General features: G+C 41.1%; 12 protein-coding genes. All 12 read right to left on the reverse strand.

The genetic code is table 11. From position 1 onward, the window contains the following. Positions 1–99: 99 nt before the first annotated feature. The 12 genes from T344_RS0111775 to T344_RS0111830 all read right to left on the reverse strand — a co-directional run bounded on the left by T344_RS0111775 (position 100) and on the right by T344_RS0111830 (position 18,846). Positions 100–984, reverse strand: coding sequence for a carbohydrate ABC transporter permease (locus tag T344_RS0111775; RefSeq protein ID WP_027628884.1), 885 nt, complete (start codon positions 982–984; stop codon positions 100–102). A 14-nt stretch (positions 985–998) separates the two neighbouring features. Next, positions 999–1,901: an ABC transporter permease gene (locus tag T344_RS0111780; protein WP_027628885.1), complete on the reverse strand. Its 903-nt coding sequence runs from the start codon at positions 1,899–1,901 to the stop codon at positions 999–1,001. A 121-nt stretch (positions 1,902–2,022) separates the two neighbouring features. Continuing rightward, positions 2,023–3,753, reverse strand: a complete 1,731-nt coding sequence (locus tag T344_RS0111785) for an extracellular solute-binding protein (protein WP_027628886.1) — start codon at positions 3,751–3,753, stop codon at positions 2,023–2,025. Positions 3,754–4,003: 250 nt separating this feature from the next. After that, the gene (locus T344_RS0111790; protein WP_117407506.1) at positions 4,004–5,722 is read right to left on the reverse strand and encodes an extracellular solute-binding protein; all 1,719 of its coding nucleotides are present in this window, start codon (positions 5,720–5,722) and stop codon (positions 4,004–4,006) included. 42 nt (positions 5,723–5,764) lie between these two features. Further along, entirely contained in the window at positions 5,765–7,477 is a 1,713-nt protein-coding gene (locus tag T344_RS0111795; RefSeq protein ID WP_242842068.1) for a response regulator transcription factor, read from the reverse strand. Then, positions 7,464–9,230, reverse strand: a complete 1,767-nt coding sequence (locus T344_RS0111800; RefSeq protein WP_027628889.1) for a sensor histidine kinase — start codon at positions 9,228–9,230, stop codon at positions 7,464–7,466. Before T344_RS0111800 ends, T344_RS0111795 begins: the two co-directional genes overlap by 14 nt. A gap of 302 nt (positions 9,231–9,532) precedes the next feature. Continuing rightward, on the reverse strand, positions 9,533–11,722 hold the full coding sequence (locus tag T344_RS0111805; RefSeq protein WP_027628890.1) for a glycoside hydrolase family protein: 2,190 nt from the start codon (positions 11,720–11,722) through the stop codon (positions 9,533–9,535). 517 nt (positions 11,723–12,239) lie between these two features. After that, positions 12,240–13,133 carry a dihydrodipicolinate synthase family protein gene (locus T344_RS0111810; RefSeq protein ID WP_027628891.1) on the reverse strand — a complete coding sequence of 298 codons (894 nt, stop codon included), beginning with the start codon at positions 13,131–13,133 and terminating at the stop codon, positions 12,240–12,242. Positions 13,134–13,154: 21 nt separating this feature from the next. Beyond that, complete coding sequence (gene ilvD / locus T344_RS0111815) at positions 13,155–14,882, reverse strand: dihydroxy-acid dehydratase (RefSeq protein ID WP_027628892.1); 1,728 nt, start codon at positions 14,880–14,882, stop codon at positions 13,155–13,157. 61 nt (positions 14,883–14,943) lie between these two features. Beyond that, on the reverse strand, positions 14,944–16,278 hold the full coding sequence (locus T344_RS28090) for a glycoside hydrolase family 30 protein (RefSeq protein WP_051571784.1): 1,335 nt from the start codon (positions 16,276–16,278) through the stop codon (positions 14,944–14,946). A 45-nt stretch (positions 16,279–16,323) separates the two neighbouring features. Beyond that, complete coding sequence (locus tag T344_RS0111825) at positions 16,324–17,049, reverse strand: FadR/GntR family transcriptional regulator (RefSeq protein WP_242842066.1); 726 nt, start codon at positions 17,047–17,049, stop codon at positions 16,324–16,326. 363 nt (positions 17,050–17,412) lie between these two features. After that, entirely contained in the window at positions 17,413–18,846 is a 1,434-nt protein-coding gene (locus T344_RS0111830; protein ID WP_027628894.1) for a cellulase family glycosylhydrolase, read from the reverse strand. Between the last annotated feature and the right edge of the window lie 354 nt (positions 18,847–19,200).

Genomic DNA, 19,200 nt, shown 5'->3' on the forward strand with positions numbered 1-19,200 from the left:
CCTATCTTAATTTACCTCCATATCGGTTTTAATCCAACCTTCGGTTTAGTGCAAGCCTGGATTTCAAAAGTTTATCCAAAGCCTGAACTCCTTGATATATCAACCCTTAACGCCGCCAAGAACAATACCCTTTACAAAGTACTTCTGAAGGAATGGGTAAACAAGTATTATGGGCAGCGAACCCAGGAAAATCTGAGAGGATCTTAGAGTCCTGTCGGACACTGTTGCAAGTTCCGAAATTTCCTGACGTGAAAGCATACTGTAGGATCTCTGAACAACAATAGTCTGTATATAGCTTTGCAGCGGATAATTCTCTGCCTTGTTCATCAGTATAAGACCGTCAAACCAACTATTCCAGTGACCTACCAGAGAAAACAGGGTTATGGTGGCAAGGGCGGGAGTAGATACTGGTACGTATAATTTCCAAAGCGTTGTCCAATGGCCTGCCCCATCTATAAAAGCTGCCTCACTCAACTCCTTGGGTACCTCTCTGAAAAAGTTTAAAAGAAGTATGACACTGAAAACAGGTACAGCACCCGGCAGCACAAGCGCCCATATGCTGTCAAGCAATCCTGCCTGCCTGATTACGGTATACCAGGGAATCAAACCTCCGCTGAATAACATTGTTACGAAAAATGCCCATGCATAAAATGTACGGAATCTGAATTCGGTTCTTTCCTTTGATAAGGGGTAGGCGCACAAAATAGTAAGCACCAGATTAACAGCTCCTCCAATTGCTATTCTTTCAGCCGACACCAGCATTGAATGCCAGAATGCCCCTCTTTTTGCCACATACATGTATGAATTCAAAGAGAATTCAACCGGCCAGAAAACAACCTTTCCTGCTGCAGCAGCCGAGCTTGAGCTGAATGAGACCGCTAAAATGTGAATAAGCGGGATAATACAGAGCAGTGCTGCCAAAATAAGAAAACAACTGTTTATTATTGTAAAAACACTAAGTTTTTTTATACTTTTAAGTTTCAATTGTATACCCCCCTTTAAAAGATTCTATAATCTGCAAATTTATACGCAAAGAAGTATGATACAGAAATAAGCGTGAACGAAACTACAGACTTGAATAGTCCGACTGCTGTTGCAACACCGTATTGAGCATCAAGTAAGCCTATTCTGTAAACAAAGGTGTCAATAATGTCTCCGCTTTGATATACCGGGGGACTATATAAATTGAATATCTGGTCGAAACCAGCATTCAAAAGATTTCCAAGACTTAAAACCATAAGCAGCACTATAACCATTTTCATCCCTGGCAAAGTGATGTTCAATGTTTGCTTCCATCTGTTGGCCCCATCAATACGAGCGGCTTCATACAGGCTTGGATCTATTCCAGTGATTGCTGCAAGGTAAATTATCGTACCATATCCGAATTCCTTCCATGTTTCGGTCAACACCATGGTTGCAGGGAACCATTTATTATCTCCAAGAAAAAATATTGGCTCAATTCCTATAGAATTTAACAATCCATTAACTATTCCGCCTGAAGGTGAGAGAATATCAATAAGGATACCGCCAAGTACAACCCAGGACAAAAAGTGAGGAAGATATATCAGTGTCTGAACACTTCTCTTCAAAGTATTACTTGTAACTTCATTAATCAAAATAGCAAATATTATCGGAATAACAAGCCCTAGAATAATTTTCATCACCGCAATAGAAATTGTATTCCATATCACACTGCCAAAATTCGGCAGATCAAGGACATATTTAAAATTGTCAAGACCTATCCATTTTTGAGGTCCAAATAAACCCTTTGCAGGAATGAATTTCTGGAAAGCTATTACAATACCGGCCATAGGCAGATAACTGAATATCAATAAAAGAATAAATCCCGGAAGTATCATCAGATGCAAGGGTAGTTGTTTTTTTATATTTAAGTTTTTCAAGCTTATGCCCCCTAATCGGAATATATGTTGGTTAAATGTTTCCTGCTTCCACAGGTAGACAAGAAGGAAAGGATGCTGCCAGTACCTGCATGAGTCCTTTCCTTCCAGCCATCCGGTAAACTTATTTGGATTTAACTGAATCGTACCATTCGTTAACTTCCTTGGTCATATCAGCACCGCCCAATTTGTTCCAGTCACTTACAAATTTATCGAATTCATCAATAGATACAGAGCCCATGATAATTTTTACAAATACCTCTTTTTCCATCTTATCAAGAGTAGTTTTCTTTTCAGCCATTGTCTTAGTTGGAGCTCCGGTGAACTTTTCCTTTAGAAGCTGATCATTTTTCTTGTATTCTACCATGTTGCGGAAAGCCCCGGCTTTACCGTAGATTCTTTCCCAGCCCCACATTGTATCATCCCCATTTTCATAAGCTTCTATATTTGCCTGAATAACCTTCGGTTCGCCGGTCAGTTTACTGAAATCATTATTGTTTCTTGCTTCATCTATTGCTACAAATGCTTCAAGATTTTTGAAGGAAGGAGCAGGACACACGGGAGAGAACTTCCATACTCCGACAGCTCCATTTTCAACAGGCATATAGTACTTGTTAAAATCAGCTGTCTTACCCCAGTTCTTTTCTACATGCATATTGAAGAGTTTGACAAGCGCTTCGGGATGCTCATATCCCTTTTTAACAGCAAATATTCTTGTCTGGTTAAACTTAAGAGGAACCATAACCTTTTTATCATCTGAAGACACTATTGGATATGCTGTCCAGTCTGCATTTTTGTCATTATTGAAATTACTGATCAGAGGATACATCGGATTCCACTGTGCTCCATAATCAATACCAACTTTACCGGCTGCTATTGTCTCAGCCACCTTTCCTCCGTCCTTGACGCCAAATTCCTTATCAAGCTGCCCTGCCTTGTACATATCGGCAAGTTTCTGAAGCGCTGTCTTTGTTTCCGGCAAAGTACTGCCCCAGGCGAGCTTCCCTGAGCTATCCTCAACCCACATATTCGGATATGCATGATAACCTGCGAAGAAACCTTCTGTTCCCATACACCCGCTGTATAAATCCTTAGTTATCGGGAGCCCGTAAGTATCGTTCTTTCCGTTTCCGTCAGGGTCCCCGGTTGTAAAGGCTTCTGCAATCTTCAGAACATCATCCATTGTCTTTGGAGGCTGCAGATTAAGTTTCTTTAACCAATCGTTTCTGATCCACAGGTATTGAGCACCTTCGTTCATTGCTATATTCTCGGGAATAGCCATCATTTTGCCGTCAAAGGTTACAGAATCAATATTACCTGAACCTTCTTCAGTCATATATTGCTTTAATTGTTCTGAAGCATAATCATTGTAATATTGTGTCATATCCTCAACCATATCTGAGTCTACAAGCTGCTTGAGCTGGGATGGATTAACAAGAACCACATCCGGCAGTTCTCCGGATGCTAAAGTAACGTTGATCTTTTGGAGATATGCATCTGATGTTTCATTGCCTTTTACTGTCCAGGCATAATTTACATTTATACCAAGCTCATCCTTGTACACCTTCATCCAGCGGTTGTCTTCGAGTGTTTCGCCAGGAGTTTTAGGCAGAATATTTGCAGCAAGGTCATCATCGATTCCCCTGACAAATGAAATGTCGATTGCAGGATCATATTTGCCCAGAGGATCCTTATTTGCAGAAGCGGAACTGCCTGCTGATGAAGAGGTGGTACTTTGTGCTGATGATGCTGAACTGTCTGCTGAGTTTTGACTGCCGCATGCCGTAAATATTGCAGCAGTCATTGAAATAGCCATTGCTAATGAAACAGCTTTTTTTAAATAATTAAACTTCATTTGTTTTCCTCCTGTTATTATTTAATTATTTGAGGCCTCAAATATATTATAGAAGGGGTATTCCAACAACACCATGCACATGTTTTTACTTTGTTAACTTCTGTTTACCAAGATTTTTTCATATTCATTGAGTATCATATCTTTTTTTTACTTTGTTAACATCTCTTTACCTTTAATATAAACCAGCTAATAATAAGCGTAAAAAAGGATCATACCCAAACCGGATATAATCCTTATAATATTTCATAAATTATTTGGCAAATTCATACCATTGATTTACCTCTTGTGTAATCTCTTTACCTCCGATTTTATACCAATCGCTTACAAATTTATCAAACTCATCAATTGGAGCAGCTCCCATTATAATCTTAATAAATACCTCTTTCTCCATCATATCCATAACTGCTTTTTTTTCCGCCATTGTATTTGTAGACGGTCCGACAAACTTATCCGGAAGAAGCTGGTCATTCGCCTTGTAACTTTCTAATATTTTAAAAACTCCATTTCTTCCATATATCTTTTCCCAGCCCCATTTTGTTATATCACCCTTATAAAAAGCATCAAGATTGGTTTGTATAGCTTTTGGTTCGCCCTTCAATTGATTCGGATTATTTTTTTCACGCGCTTTATCAATTGCAAGGAAAGCATCCAGATTTTTATACGGAGGAGTGGGGACTACAGGTGAGAACTTCCAAACACCTACTCCCTCATTTTCAATTGGCATGTAGTACCTATTGAAATCTGCTGTCTTTCCCCAGTTCTTTTCCAGATGCATATTTATCATTTTTACCAGTGCTTCAGGATGAGGATAACCTTTTTTTACTGCAAATATCCTGGTTTGATTATATTTTAGAGGAACCATAGCTTTTTTACTATCAGCAGAAACAAGAGGGTATCCTGTCCAGTCCGCATTATGATCATTATTGAAATTGCTGATTAAAGGATACATGGGGCTCCACTGAGCTCCAAACTCAATGCCTACTTTCCCGGCAGCTATGGCTTCAGCCACTTTACTTCCGTCTTTTACTCCAAATTCCCTGTCCAATTCTCCAGCCTTGTACATTCCGGCAAGTTTTCCCAGCGCTGTCTTTGTCTCAAGTAATGTGCTTCCCCATACAAGGTTTCCCGAAGCATCTTCAACCCACATATTCGGGTATGCATGATAGCCTGCAAAAAAGCCCTCAATTCCCATGCCTCCGCCGTATAAATCCTTAGTTATTGCGACTCCAAATGTATCCTTTTTCCCATTTCTGTCAGGATCCATAGTTGTAAATGCCTGTGCGACTTTTAAAAGCTCATCCATTGATTTTGGAGCCTGCAGATTCAGTTTCGTCAACCAATCATTCCGTATCCAGATATACTGAGCTGCTTCAACAAATGAATAGGGTTCGGGTATAGCCATCAATTTTCCGTTTATAGTAGCTGAGTCCAATGTTGCCGTACCTTCCTGGTTATAAACCTCCCTGGTCAGAGGCGATGCATACTTGTCAAAATATTCAGTCATATCCTCAATCATGCCGGAATCAACCAGTTGTCTTAACTGTGCCGGATTTACAAGAGTTACGTCCGGAAGATTTCCCGATGCCAGTGTAACATTTATCTTTTGAGTATATACATCGGAGGTTTCATTACCTCTTACAGCCCACGCATATTTTACATTTATCCCAAGTTCATCCCTGTATAATCTGAGCCAGCGATTATCCTGAATAGTTTCTCCAGGCGTTTTCGGCAGTACATTTTTTGCGAAATCCTCATCTATCCCACGTACAAATGATATATCAATAGTTGGATTATATCTTCCCAAAGGACCTGTATCAACTTTTCCATATGAAGAATTTAAACTACTTTTAAGTGTGTCCTCCGACGCGAAATTATCCGTTCTGCTTCCCGCACAGGCCATAATAAGTATAACTGTTAATGAAAAAGCCAAAACCAATAAAATATATTTATATAGGTGTTTTTTCAACAATTACCATCCCCCTGTAAAATCAGGTACATTATCTAAAATTCCTCACTTGTTTAACATTTGCCTACCGGCTACAGCCGAATCATGGTACTCTTGAGGTGAACAGCCGCAAATTTTCCTAAAAAAGCGGGTAAAGGATGCCGCTGTCTCATATCCCACCATTCGGGCAGCCTCATGTATTTTTACATTTTCTTTCTGTAATAGTTCTTTAGCTCTTTTTATCCGAATACCGTCTATATACTCAGATAGGTTTATTCCTGTTAACTGCTTATACAACCTGGATAAATATGAGGGATTCAAGTATACCTGTTCTGCCAGCCTTACCAGTGATAAATCCTCACTAAGGTGGCTTTGAACAAAGTTCTGAATATATTCAACGGTATTGTCAGCTCTCTTTTTTTGCTCTTCATTCTGAAGCTTAAATATAATATTTGAGATATCATAGAGATATTGAGCAGCATCCAGCCAGGTGTCATGCATGTCAATTCTCATAAGTTTGTTTTGAGCAATATGGAAAGCAATTTTATCGGTTAGTTTCCATCGGTTGATATATGTCAAAAGACTGAGTGATACCTTATAATATGCTTCAATTGCCAAACTACAGTTCTTACTTCTTATTGATTTCAGCGGGTCGATTATTTCAGTCAGAACCTCGAAAAATTTCTCATTTTGCCCGGATTCAAGATATTGCTCAATAGATTCAAAATTTCTTTTTCTTAATGACATTTCCAGAGGCTCGTTTCCGGTGTCAAGTTCAGGTACGTCAATACTCGAATTGGTAGCCAACAGATTATTTTTTATTTCATTATCAATAAGAATCATTTCTATTCCCGTACCAATTCTGTAGTTCAACAACTGGTTCAGAAAAAAGTACTTTTGCGATACCTCTGACCAGTTGCACGCTTCTGAACTCAAGGCAAAGCTGATTGATAAATTGAGAGATTCCCTGCAGGCCGACTGGATAACCTCAAGTGTTCCTTTCAAAAATGATACTGTCTTGGTATAGTAATACGAGGTTTCATTTTGAATTTGATTTTGAATGAACAGTTCCTTTGGCTGAATAAACAAAACAAATCTGTAGTTTTCATCCATCACAACTACACTTCTTATATGAGGATTCAAATTCCGGTTAATAAGCATTCTTACCGAATAAAGATACTGAATCCTGTCCCAATAGGTCACATCTGAGGGAATATTATCTACATGCCCAAGTAATAAAACTATTGGCTGTTCAGAATGCAATGAGATAGATAACTGCTCAAATTGAGCTTTATTTATATTTAATGATGCATCTCCTCTCAGCAGTTGGATGAAATAATCCTTCTGAAAGAGATCTGCTGCCATATTCATCTGTTCTTTCGCCTTATGAATCAAATCCTCAATTTTTATACTTTTTTGTATCTCTTTAATTGCATTCTCTACAGCACCTATAACCTTTTCATGGTCCTCTGTTTTTAAAATATAACTGACACCGGTGTGCTGAATTGCTTTATATACATACTCAAATTCATTGTATCCGGTTAGAAATATGACTTTGCACTGAGGCCAACTTTTGTAAATTGTTTCCATCAGCTGCAAACCGTCAATCTCCGGCATTCTGATATCGGTCAGGACAATATCGATCCTGGTTCTGTTTAACCATTCAATTGCCTCCTCACCTGAGTATGCCTTATATACATCAAGATCAAGGTTTTTCATATTGTTAAATATCTCATACAAGCTATTAACAATTATTTCTTCATCATCAACGATCAACATTCTGTACAATTTCGTCACCCCCGGAAACAATAATTTTCAGAATTACTTTCAGGCCTCCCATTTCACTTCTTGATACAGCCAGTCCGCTATTTTCCCCAAATACGAGCTTAATACGACGGTTGATATTTAAAATTCCCGTTATCTCTAAATCTTCCGTTGTATTATCCAGTGCCTTCTTCAAATCTGACAGTCCCTCATCTGTCATATCATTTCCATTATCTTCGACTATTATATTGAGCTGTTTATCATTTCCCTCAAAATAAACTGATACGATTCCACTGTCCTTTTTTCTTTCAATACCATGTTCAAATGCATTTTCTATAACGGGCTGCAATATCAGACGCGGTACTTTTATATTATGATACTTTTCAGGACATTCTCCAAATTCCACCCTCAATCTTTTGGCAAACCTCATCAACTGTATATTTGTATATACTTTTGCATGATTTATTTCATCAATTAGTGGAATATAATCCGCTGAGTTTCTGGTTACAAAGCGGAAGTATTCACCAAGATACCTGGAAAACGGTACAAGGTTTTCATCACCTATCGAGGCCATGGTATTGATCATGAAAAGACTGTTGTATAAAAAGTGTGGATTTATCTGTGATTGTAATTGTTTTAGCTCTGCCCGCTGCATTAATATTCTCTGATTGTAAACTTGATCTATCAGATTATTAAGATTTTTTACCATATCGTTAAAACGCTTGTATAGATAACCGAATTCACTGTTTGAATCATGAGTGATAGCTACCTGCAAATCCCCGCTTTCTACCTTACGGAATGACTTGACCAACTGAACCAGAGGTTTGTGCATAAACTTGTAGGTAGAGAAAGAATAAATAAGTATAATAATTATAACAGCTACCGAAAAAACCCAAACCCATATATTAAAGTTCTTGATTGGTTTCATCACATATTCCTGAGGGATATATTTTAATAGAATCATATTTAGATATGTCGACCTGGCATGTACCACATAGTATCCTTTTTGCTTAATATTAACATATTCTGTGCCGCTGGCGGTATCTGTACTGATTTTATCTATAATAGTTTTAATTTCATAAGTGTTCCCTGCATCTTTCTGATTGGAAATAATACCCTTGTCAATAATACTTATTAAAATCGAGCCACTTCCATTATAAGTATTAAACTGCGTTAAGGCCTGCCTGAAAACATCTTCATCCAATTCAATTTCAATTGAATAAAGCGGATTACTGCCTAATAAATCCCTTTTTTGCAGGGTACTTAGATATAGTCCTCCTTTATAGCTTATAATCTGTGCCCCGCCCAGCCCTACAGGAACTCTGATATCTTTAAATTTTTCCATATTTAAATCATCCAAACCGGAGTTGGAGGAAATGGTTCTGTTTATTGGAAGAATGTGTACACTTACATTTTTTATATACACACTGCTGTTCCTTATTGTAACCAACCTCTGCTGGAGCTGTCGCATGCTTTCAGTTGATTCATATATACTCATAATTTGTGATCTGATGGCCAGCTTATTGAGATTTTCATCATTCAAGCAGTCATATTGCAGGGTCTTCATACGTTCAATTTCTTTTTCAAGGCCTTCAAGGTAGAAGGAAACCTGAGCAATAGTAGATTTTGATATTTCAATTTTAACTGTAGATAATCCCCAATTATACATATATATTGCCAGTCCATATATAGGAATTATTATTATAAGAAATGTTATAACAAGGCGCCCGAAAATACTGTTTTTTAAATTTGTTTGTAAAATGTTCAAGTCAATTACCCTCTTTCACATTTTTTGTTATGGAAACTAATAGTCTGTAACATCTAAAAGGTGTATTGTCCGGCGAGAAAAATTTTCTCAGGACCAGGCGGAGGAGGGCGGAATAATCGCTTTATTCCAGCTGACGACAACGCAGTGCCTGGGAAATTTAACCTTCGGCAATATATGAATTTAGATGTTACAGACTATTAGTATATACTTCAAGTGAAATTTAAACAAGTAAGCTAATTGAGGGGCACCATATTCGTTAGCATTCTGTATGTGGTACTCCTGCTGGTCCTTATAATAATATGTTATACAAAATTGTCATATATACGGTTTCTTTTTTTGAGCTCCTCGGGAGGCAACCTTTGCGCATCCGAAATTTCGTAGCCGCCAAAGGTATCATACAGTCTTGACAAAGGGTCGGCTTCTACGAAAGTGCACCAGGGCAGCCAGTGATAATGGCTTTGCAGAATCTGTCCGGTGAAATCACCGCTTTCATGCCCCAAACCGGGCATTATATATCCTATGCTGCCATCTATATCGCTGGATTGGCGGGTATTTTTGTGTATGAATTCGGCAAAATCCAGGTAATGTTCATCAGAGGTTATCAAATATAGCCTGTAATAAGTATAAGCACAGGCAGCCATATATACGTCTGCACCGCCTCCGATTGTTATGATGCTCTGCCCGCTGATGGAATACCTGTTGAAAGGATGCTTGGGCCAGGGAGCACATACTGGGAATTTCCAGGCATAGGTCCAGGTCTCGGTATAGTCGGCAGCACCAATGGCACCTTCCAGCCACTTGTCATCACCGGTCAAATCAAACAGGGCCAGGAAGCCGAACAGGGCATAAATACCTGCTTCCTTATCCTGTATATCAGTGTTGTCACAGGTGCCGCCCCTGTATTCCATGTTAAGGTAAGCATTATCAAATGACCACTCGCCGGCCTTGATTGCAGCAGCTTTGTATTTCTCCTCACCCGATACCAAATAAAATTGCACAAGAAAACGTACCACGCTGGGAGTATTTGACTTTGAGTACATTCGGACAGAATTATCGGTATTGTACGATCGGTAAAAACTGCCGTCTTCATTTTGAATGCGTAGCAGCCAGTCTGCCGTCTTTCTGCAGAATTCCCGCCAGGTCGGCCGCTCGTCTCCATTCCTGCGCATATATAGATAAGAATCCAGTATGGCCTCCATTCCATCGGCAAGCATGCGGATATAGTGCGGATATGGTTCAAACCCCTTTATATTGGGATTGTAGCACATTTGAGGCAGCCCGGAGTCTGTCATTGCCGTCCTCACCCAAAAATCAATAATATTCACACCTTTTTCAAAAGCCTCCGGGAAGTCTTCCTTGCTGCCGAAGCGCAGCAACTGATAGCCTATGCCTGGCTGCTGCCCTACAAAGCCGAATTGGAAGGATATACAGGATATGTCCATGTCAGGCAGCTGGCAGGCAAAGGGCAGACCATATGAATCGCCGTATTGACGGGTATACTTATTAAGTATCTTCATGCAGTTGTGAAAATGAATTTCGTTGTCCACCTCGAATAACTTATCCCTAAGACGGTCATAAGTCACTCTCCAGATATTTTTCATCATACTCTGAAAACTGCCATATTGCGCGAAATTTACAGCAACCGAGTAATTTTGTTCAAAACCTGCTTCAACCGGATGATTGATACGTTGAAAGGTTTTGATCCTGTTTTTGTAGTCCAGCCCGCCAAAATTGTTTCTTCCGGGCATCTGGCCATCACACCCGGGATAAACATAATCAATGGACAACCCATCACACTTTGTCTCTATTTCCTTTCGTACTTCAAAACCGTAATACATGTAATTAACGGTTTTGCTTTCAGGTCTGCTCATGCCTATGGATCCGATTGTATACCGGGGATCGGTGTTGTTTTCAGACTGTACAAGGTCAAGTGACCTCATTGTTATATCCGCCCCCCAGCGTGAAAGGGCCGCTGTCTCTCCCGATTTAATGTTTTGCATTGCAAACAGCGGCAGGGCATAGCTGGTTTCCCTGCACCAGAAATACTCACAATCCAGATCTTTTCCAAAGGCGTAATCCGGTGCAAATTCATTCTGCCTATACCAGACACCGGGTGCAAAGCAGTTATATTCATGAGCATCATCAGATTCAGTCATTATAAAAGATATTTTTGTGGAAAAGCCCAGGTCATCTCCCGCTTTTAGAACCTTGACATTCCGGATTATTCTAAATCCATTACCTGCAGCTTCATATTCATCCGAAAAAGAGAATACAGAGCCGGAAGGCACTGTGAGCGCGCCCTTCGCAATGACTTTATTACTGGAAGCGGCAGTCTCACTATAAGCATCGTCATAAAATTCGTTAACGGCAAATGCTGTCTTTACAGTCACAAACATCGGACGTTTATTAAAATATAAAAGCTTGTTGTTTTTTAAAACCTCAATTCCGCCTTCTCTGAAAATAAGGCTATACTCACCACATATTAGATTCATTAATGCTCCTCCCTTAACCGATAAAAAATCGCTTATCCAAATAATTAAATTAACGTGTTGTGTTAGTTTAAGATACAGTTACTTTCAGTAACAAATATCTGCTGCCTCACCGGAACAAAGCTTTTAAGAAATGAGTTTCAATAGTGCGGGGGAGAACGTCTCCATCAATGAGAAGCCTGATTAGAAGAGCTTGCTTGAAATTTGCAGGCTTACCCCAGGTACATCGTGCCGGGAAATTGACAGCCACAACGCATAAAATTACACCTGTCTTTTAAAATTATTTTTGGCCTCAATTAATATTATAGGAAAGGTATCTTCATAACACCATGCACATGTTTTTACTTTGTTATCTTCTTTTTACTTTTTTGATTTATGTCAATAAGATCAAAAAACATTTCTTTTGCTGCTCACAATAAATTACCTGCCGAAAAAAAAAGAATTCCAGCCGGACATCACTGAAATTCTTCACCCATTTACAGACTTCCATAAAATACCATTGAAACAACTTATTTTATAGTTAAATCACATCTGTCTTTTTTAAAATTTCCTCAAGTTTTAAAATCTGAGCTTCATTTGCCACAGGCAGCGGGAATGAGCAATAATCCTTGACAGGAATACCTTTGAGCAACATTGCCTTTTTTATATATGGCACAAAAGGCTTTCCCACCTGATATATATCCATGAGCTGATCTATTCTCCTCTGTATGCCGGCAATCAAATCAAAGTCATTAGCCTTGAAAGCTCTTACCCATGAGCTGCAAAGCTCAGGGACAAGATTTGACAATCCCGCTATGCAGCCGTCTCCCCCCGATAAAACATTGTGTGCAAAATTGTCGTCAAAGCCCGAGTAAATTTTAAATTCGGGAAACTCCGGCTTGATAAGCTTTATCAGCTCCCTGGTGTGGTCCATACCGGGTAGGGTATCCTTGTAGCCGGCAATATTCTTATGTTTTCTCAGCAGCTTCAGTGTTAAGTCCGGTGAAAGGTCATATCCCGTACGGTCTGGAAAATTATATAGATACAGGTCTCCCGGGCACTCCTTTGCCACCAGATCATAATATTCTTCAATGCTTTCATTGCTCAGGCTGAAATAATAGGGCGATATTACGACAACACCATCTGCACCCTGTTCACAGGCATACTTTGAAAGCTCTATGGTTTCATTTACATCCATGCTCCCCGTCCCCACCAGCACTTTCGTTCTCCGGTCAATATGCCTGACGGCAAGGCGGATCAGCTCTTTTTTATCTTCCAACGGAATGGCAAAAAACTCACCTATGCTTCCCAATATCAAAATACCGTCCACACCGCCCCCGATGAGGTGGTCATACAGGCTTTCAAGGGCTTCCCTGTCCAATTGTCTGTTTTTATCAAATGCAGTAATTGCAGGGGTTATATAATTACATTCCATAATCCCAATCTCCTTTGTTATTTAATAACCTGCGCCTTCCATAGCAGAAAGGGCATTCTCGGTATATCTCTTAAGCAAACCTTTTCTGGCAGGAGCCGGAAAGACTTTCTTTTTCAGCTTCCGGCGGCAAAATACTTTATCTACTTCCTCCAAAGCTATTTCCTGACCGTCAATACCAACCACATTAAGGCTTCTGCTTTCAATATCGTATTCGATTATATCTCCCGTTTCAATGAGGGCCAGCGGTCCTCCGGCAGCTGCCTCGGGTGAAACATGCCCTATTGCCGCCCCCCGTGTGGCACCCGAAAACCTGCCGTCGGTAACAAGGGAAACGGTACCGTTCAATCTCCTGTCGCAGACAATTGCTTCAGTGGTCATTAGCATTTCAGGCATTCCGCTGCCCCTGGGCCCCTCATAGCGGATAACTATTATTTCACCGGGGTTGATTTCATTATTTACTACGGCGCAGTATGCAGCTTCTTCAGAATTGTAAACCCTGGCCGGGCCCTTGTGCTTACGCATGCCTTCAGCACAGGCTGAATATTTTACTATGGACCCCTCGGGGGCTATATTTCCTTTTAATACTGCGATGGACCCCGTTTCTTTGGCATCTTTCAACGGTATTATCACATCTTCCCGCTTTAAACCGTAATTGGAGAGATAGCCCAGGTACCTGTTGAAAAAATTGTCCCTTTGCAGATCCTCAAGGTTTTCTCCCAGGGTCTTCCCTGTTACAGTCAACACCTCCAGGTTCAGATACTCCCTGAGCATCAGCTGCACCATAGGTACGCCGCCTGCAAACCAGAAGGCTTCGGTAAGGTGCTCTCCCCCCGGGAATATGTTTCCGATATGCGGTATTCTGTGGTTTATTTCATCAAATATATCAGGTGTCAATTGAATGCCAAGTTCTCTGGCAATAGCAGGTAAATGCAGTGTGGCATTGGTGGAGCCCCCAATGGCACTATGTACGACAATGGCATTGACAAATGCTTCCCTGGTCATGATTCTGCCCGGTGTGACAGCTTTCGAAACCAGCTCCATAATTTTTCTGCCTGCTTTTCTGGAGTATGAGAGTATATCCCTCATGGTTGCAGGAACCAGGGCGCTTCCGGGCAATGCCATTCCCATAGCCTCGGCCATGCACTGCATGGTACTTGCCGTGCCCAGAAATGTACATGCTCCTACTGACGGGCAGCCGGTCAGCTTATAGTCTCGGACTTCACTGTCGCTTATTTCGCCCTTCCTTTTTTGCCGTAAGGATATATCCCCGGCCACCAGTGAAGTTGTCATATTGGGACCGGGCCTCATGCTGCCTCCCGGTATGAATATGGCGGGTATGTCTAGCCTGGCAGCTGCTTTTAAATGTGCAGGAATTGATTTGTCACAGGAGGAGGACAGGATCAGCCCGTCCCAGGAAATCATACTTCCATGCACCTCAACCATATCACATATGGCCTCCCGGGAAGCCAGCACAAAATTCATCCCCTTATGTCCCTGTGCACACCCGTCGCAAATATCGGTGGCATGAAATCTCGCAGGACAGCCTCCTGTTTCAAGGACGCCGCTCCTGGCCTGCTCGGTGAGCTGATTGAGGTGGGTGCTTCCCGGATGGCTGTCGCCATATGCATCCTCAATCAGAATCTGGGGTTTGACCACATCTTCCTCATCCCAGCCCGAGCCCAGCTGGAGTGCATCCACCTGCGCCCAAAGCCGGCGTTCAAAGGAACTCTTCTGTGTAATATTCTCCATGTTTTCATCTCCCACTAATCCAAGTTAATCAATATCAATGCATAAAATTATATATAAAGTTTTAAACCCTGGAGAACCTTAAAGTATATATGCTCGACGGCTCCAGAGCAACCTTGAAATTCTCCTGCTCCAGACTGATATCAGCTGTTCTCTTCTCATTGGAGAAATTGGAAACCAGCAATATTATGCTCCGGTCGGGATTTTTAAAAGCAATCATGCTTCCGTCCACACTGCCTGAAGAGCCTATTCTTTTGGCACCGGGTTCAACAAAACGGCTGAAATGCATCATTACATAATATTCATAATTATAGAGCACCTCTTTTGTGGTGCGGTCTATTGTAAGCATGGAGTTTTGTTTCCAGCCCCACGAGCTCAGAGCGGATTCGTCCAGAATCATATTCCAGTAGCTGTAGTTGACACATCCGCTTTCAAGATATGACACAATATCCAGATATATTTCCTTTGCCTCCTCCCATGAATTTGCTCCGTTGTGACATGGAGATTCGGTGTGATAAAGCTTCATTCCGGGATATTTTTCATAGGAATCCCCTACCACTTCCGGTGATGAATACTGGTAGCCGATTCCCTTGACAAATTGTTTTATAACCGGATCACTTGCCACTTCATGGGCATATCCCATGACATTTCGGATGGAACCCGCCCAAATCCCGGTTTTTAATGGTTTTCCCTGAAAACGTACTAGTTCCGGTATCAGATAAGCCCTTATGAACTTCTTCATCAATTCCGGCGGCATGGTTGAGGTGGGATAAACATTGACAACGTCGGTTTCGTTTTGTATACATACCGCCAGCAGCGGCACACCTTCTTTTTCATATTCCTCTATGTATTTTTTGAAATAGACCGCATAAGCTCTGAGATTTTCCGGAGTATCCAGAAGCTCTCCTCCATTGCACATATCACCCGAGGTTTTCATCCAGTAAGGAGGACTCCAGGGACAGCCCCAGACCTTTAGTGAAGGATTGATTTCCATTGATCTGGAAATGTACGGAATCAGTCTTTTTCTGTCCCTTGAGATATTGAAATGTTCCATGGCAAAATCGCCGTTTACATCGTTCAGTGAATAGTCATCCAATGCGAAATCACTGGCGCCTATGGGAGTGCGGCATAAGTTGAACCGGCAGCCTCCACCGCCGAAAAGAGCACCAAAAACCTTTGCCTGCTCTTCCCGGGAAAGACAGCTCACAGCCGCCCAGCCCACTTCATTGTATGCACCTCCGAACCCTGCAATTTCCTGAAACTCCCTGGTTGGATCAAGCTCTATCATGAATACCCGATCACTGCTGTTTAAATCCTTCCCGACACCGGCCGTATCCTCCTGGCAGCTGCAGCATTTTGTCCTGTCGGCACCGGTTTTCCACACACTTAATTCATACATGACTATACTCCTTTTCTGACTTTATATTTTATTGTGATTAAGACTTTATGCTTTTGATTGAAAAGTGTTGTACAGATCCTCCATATGTTCCTGCATGATCTTTTTTGCATCACCGGAGTTTCGGCTTTTTACCGCTTCAAGCAGCATTTTGTGATAATAGATACCCGCACTGTTTCCCCTTTCGTTTACGATTTGGGAAAAAGCCCGGTTTAGCACATCATTGAAGATGTGAAAGGTTTGAATTATAAGAGAATTTTTTGTCATATTGGCAAGCAGAAGATGAAAATTCAAATCGGCTTTTGAAAACAGCTCCAATTCATCCTTAACCTGCTCCATTAATTTATATGCTTCCTCAAGCTTTGCCACTTCATCTTCCGAAGCCTTTTCGGTGGCCAGTTCAGCCACATTTCCCTCCAGAACCCGCCTGTACTCTAAAATCTCCTGTAATGAGTTCTCTTTCAAATATGCGATGGGTATAAGGGGATTCATATTGATTCCTGGAGCTGCATCCCTGATAAAGGAACCCTCTCCCAGCCTGGTTTCTATCAAACCCAGCGCCGTTAATTTCTGGAGCGCCTGGCGCACGGTAATGCGGCTCACTCCAAAAGATACCGCCAGGTCATTCTCAGAAGGGATTTTTTCTCCCCTCTTCCACTCATTATTGAAAATCTGTTCCTTCATCTGTTCAAAAACCTGTTCGCCTATACTTTGACGTGTAATTTTCTTAATTGGCATAAGAATATCATACCTTTCATTCCAAAAGTATTTCATAGCTGTATGTTGTCTACCTGTATTACAGGTTATGTTATAATATTATATTTTGTGGATAGAAATGTCAATGAAAGCCTGGAGATATTTAAATGTTTTTAGAAAACCGTTATGATTGGTATCAATGTATATTGTCATGTATAGCAAATCCCCCTGGTGGTCTGTAACATCTAAAACGTATATTGCCGGCGGGGAAATTTTTGCAGGATAAGGCGGAGGACGAAGGCAATACTGTATGTATTGACAAGGACTACAACGAAATTCTGCAGGAATTTAACCGTCGGCAATATGTGACTTTTAGGTGTTACAGACCACTAGAATGCAGAATCAGCTCTTGCAGGTTCAAGGGGGATTGTATTTGATTTTTTATACCCTGGGCAGACTTGTAATCTGACCTAAAAGATACATCTTTAGTATAGCAATGTCAATGGCATCCACTGCATTATCCTTATTCAAGTCCACCAGCTTCAAGGAATTCTCCGGCAAATTGACCATCTTTAAAAGATATTGCTTAAGAATGGCATAATCAATTGCATCGGCCGCATTATCCCCGTTGGCATCTCCGTAAACCGGGCCGGTACCTGTGCCAATTCCGCTCATTATGGCATTTATGACAGTCTGCTGGGTCACAGTCAGGTTGGTTCTGTTAAACAGAGCAAATCCGTATGCCCCGTTATAGCCGTTATCCCAATATACCGGAACAGAGCCATAGGTTTTGGCAAGGCTGCAAAGTGTTTTTGCAAATATTTCACGGTAGGCAATGTTGTCGGGATCGGCACTTGACTTGTCAACCGAACCGAATTCGCCGATCACGGCAGGATAACCGTTTACAACAAATTTGTCATAAACCGATTTGAGCTGTGAATCCATGTAGTCTTCCTGCCCCCATGTGGATTTCCTGTTAAGGTCCTTTGCCGTTGCTCCCCACTGGGTTATTGTACCGGATTCTTCACCGCAGAAATCCCAGGGTGAATAATAGTGAACCGATATCATTATCCTCTTTTCGGAGGCAGGAACAGCGGCCGATCTGTAATTGTCGGACGGCATCGCAAAGCCGTAATTTCCCACTGTGTAATCAATGTTTGTATTCCAGCCCGGAATCAGAAGCCATCTGGCACTGTTGTTCCCTCCGGTCTGCCTCACCGTATCGACAAAAATCTGATTGTAGGCGTTTATATTCGAATAATATGTGGGATTAGGCGTACCATAGCTGCCGTCAAATTCCTCATTCATTGATTCAAAAATCAAATGCTCGTCATAATTTACAAACGTATTTGCGATCTGCTGCCATACCTTTTGATATTTTGCCTTTATGGTTGTCTGATCACCGGAGTTGCATAAAAGCCAGGAACCTCCGATGGTATTATAACCATCGCCGTGTATATTGATAATTACGTACATGCCCTCACTGTATGCATAGTCAACCACCTCTTTTATTCTGGACAGCCAGGCCGCATCAATGGTGTAATTGGGTGCACTTCCTATCTTACTGAAATATGAAACAGGAATCCGGATGGTTTTAAAGCCTGCTCCCTTTACCTTCTGAATAAGAGCCTTTGTAACAACAGGATTTCCCCAGGCTGTTTCTCCCGGAGTTCCATTGACAACAGCTTCAAGCTGGTTTCCCAGATTCCAGCCCGCACCCATGGCAGAAACGATCTGTGAATTATTCAACTGATCAAAATCCGAGGTCAGTCCGGATGCGGCCCATGCTGCCGGACCCAAACCTGTAATGACAGCTGCAAACAGGAAAACCGCAGCAAGCAAAAAACATTTAAACGGTTTGAATTTAGATTTCATAACAATACCCTCCTATGTCTTTTTATAATACTCTCGAAAACTCCAATAGCTTTCGAGCTCTATGTTTTAAGATGCAATTTTCTTCTCGCACCTCTAACATTCTCCAGTTTTTTACTTTAAATTTTCCAACAACATTTACCAGTAGTAACCATATATGGTTACTGTACACCTTGACATTAGCTTCCAAAAATTTGAAAACCACAGCGTATGGTATTAATTGCCATAACACTGGTTTTGGAGGCTATATTAATGTTGTGTAATTGGAACTCTCATGTAGACTATCAAAAGAAACTTCTGCTGGATTTGATTCTGTTTTCTGAAATTGAAAAAAGCAGGGTGGTCTCTTTGGAAAAG

This window comes from Ruminiclostridium cellobioparum DSM 1351 = ATCC 15832, assembly GCF_000621505.1.
Classification (GTDB): Bacteria; Bacillota; Clostridia; order Acetivibrionales; family DSM-1351; genus Ruminiclostridium; species Ruminiclostridium cellobioparum.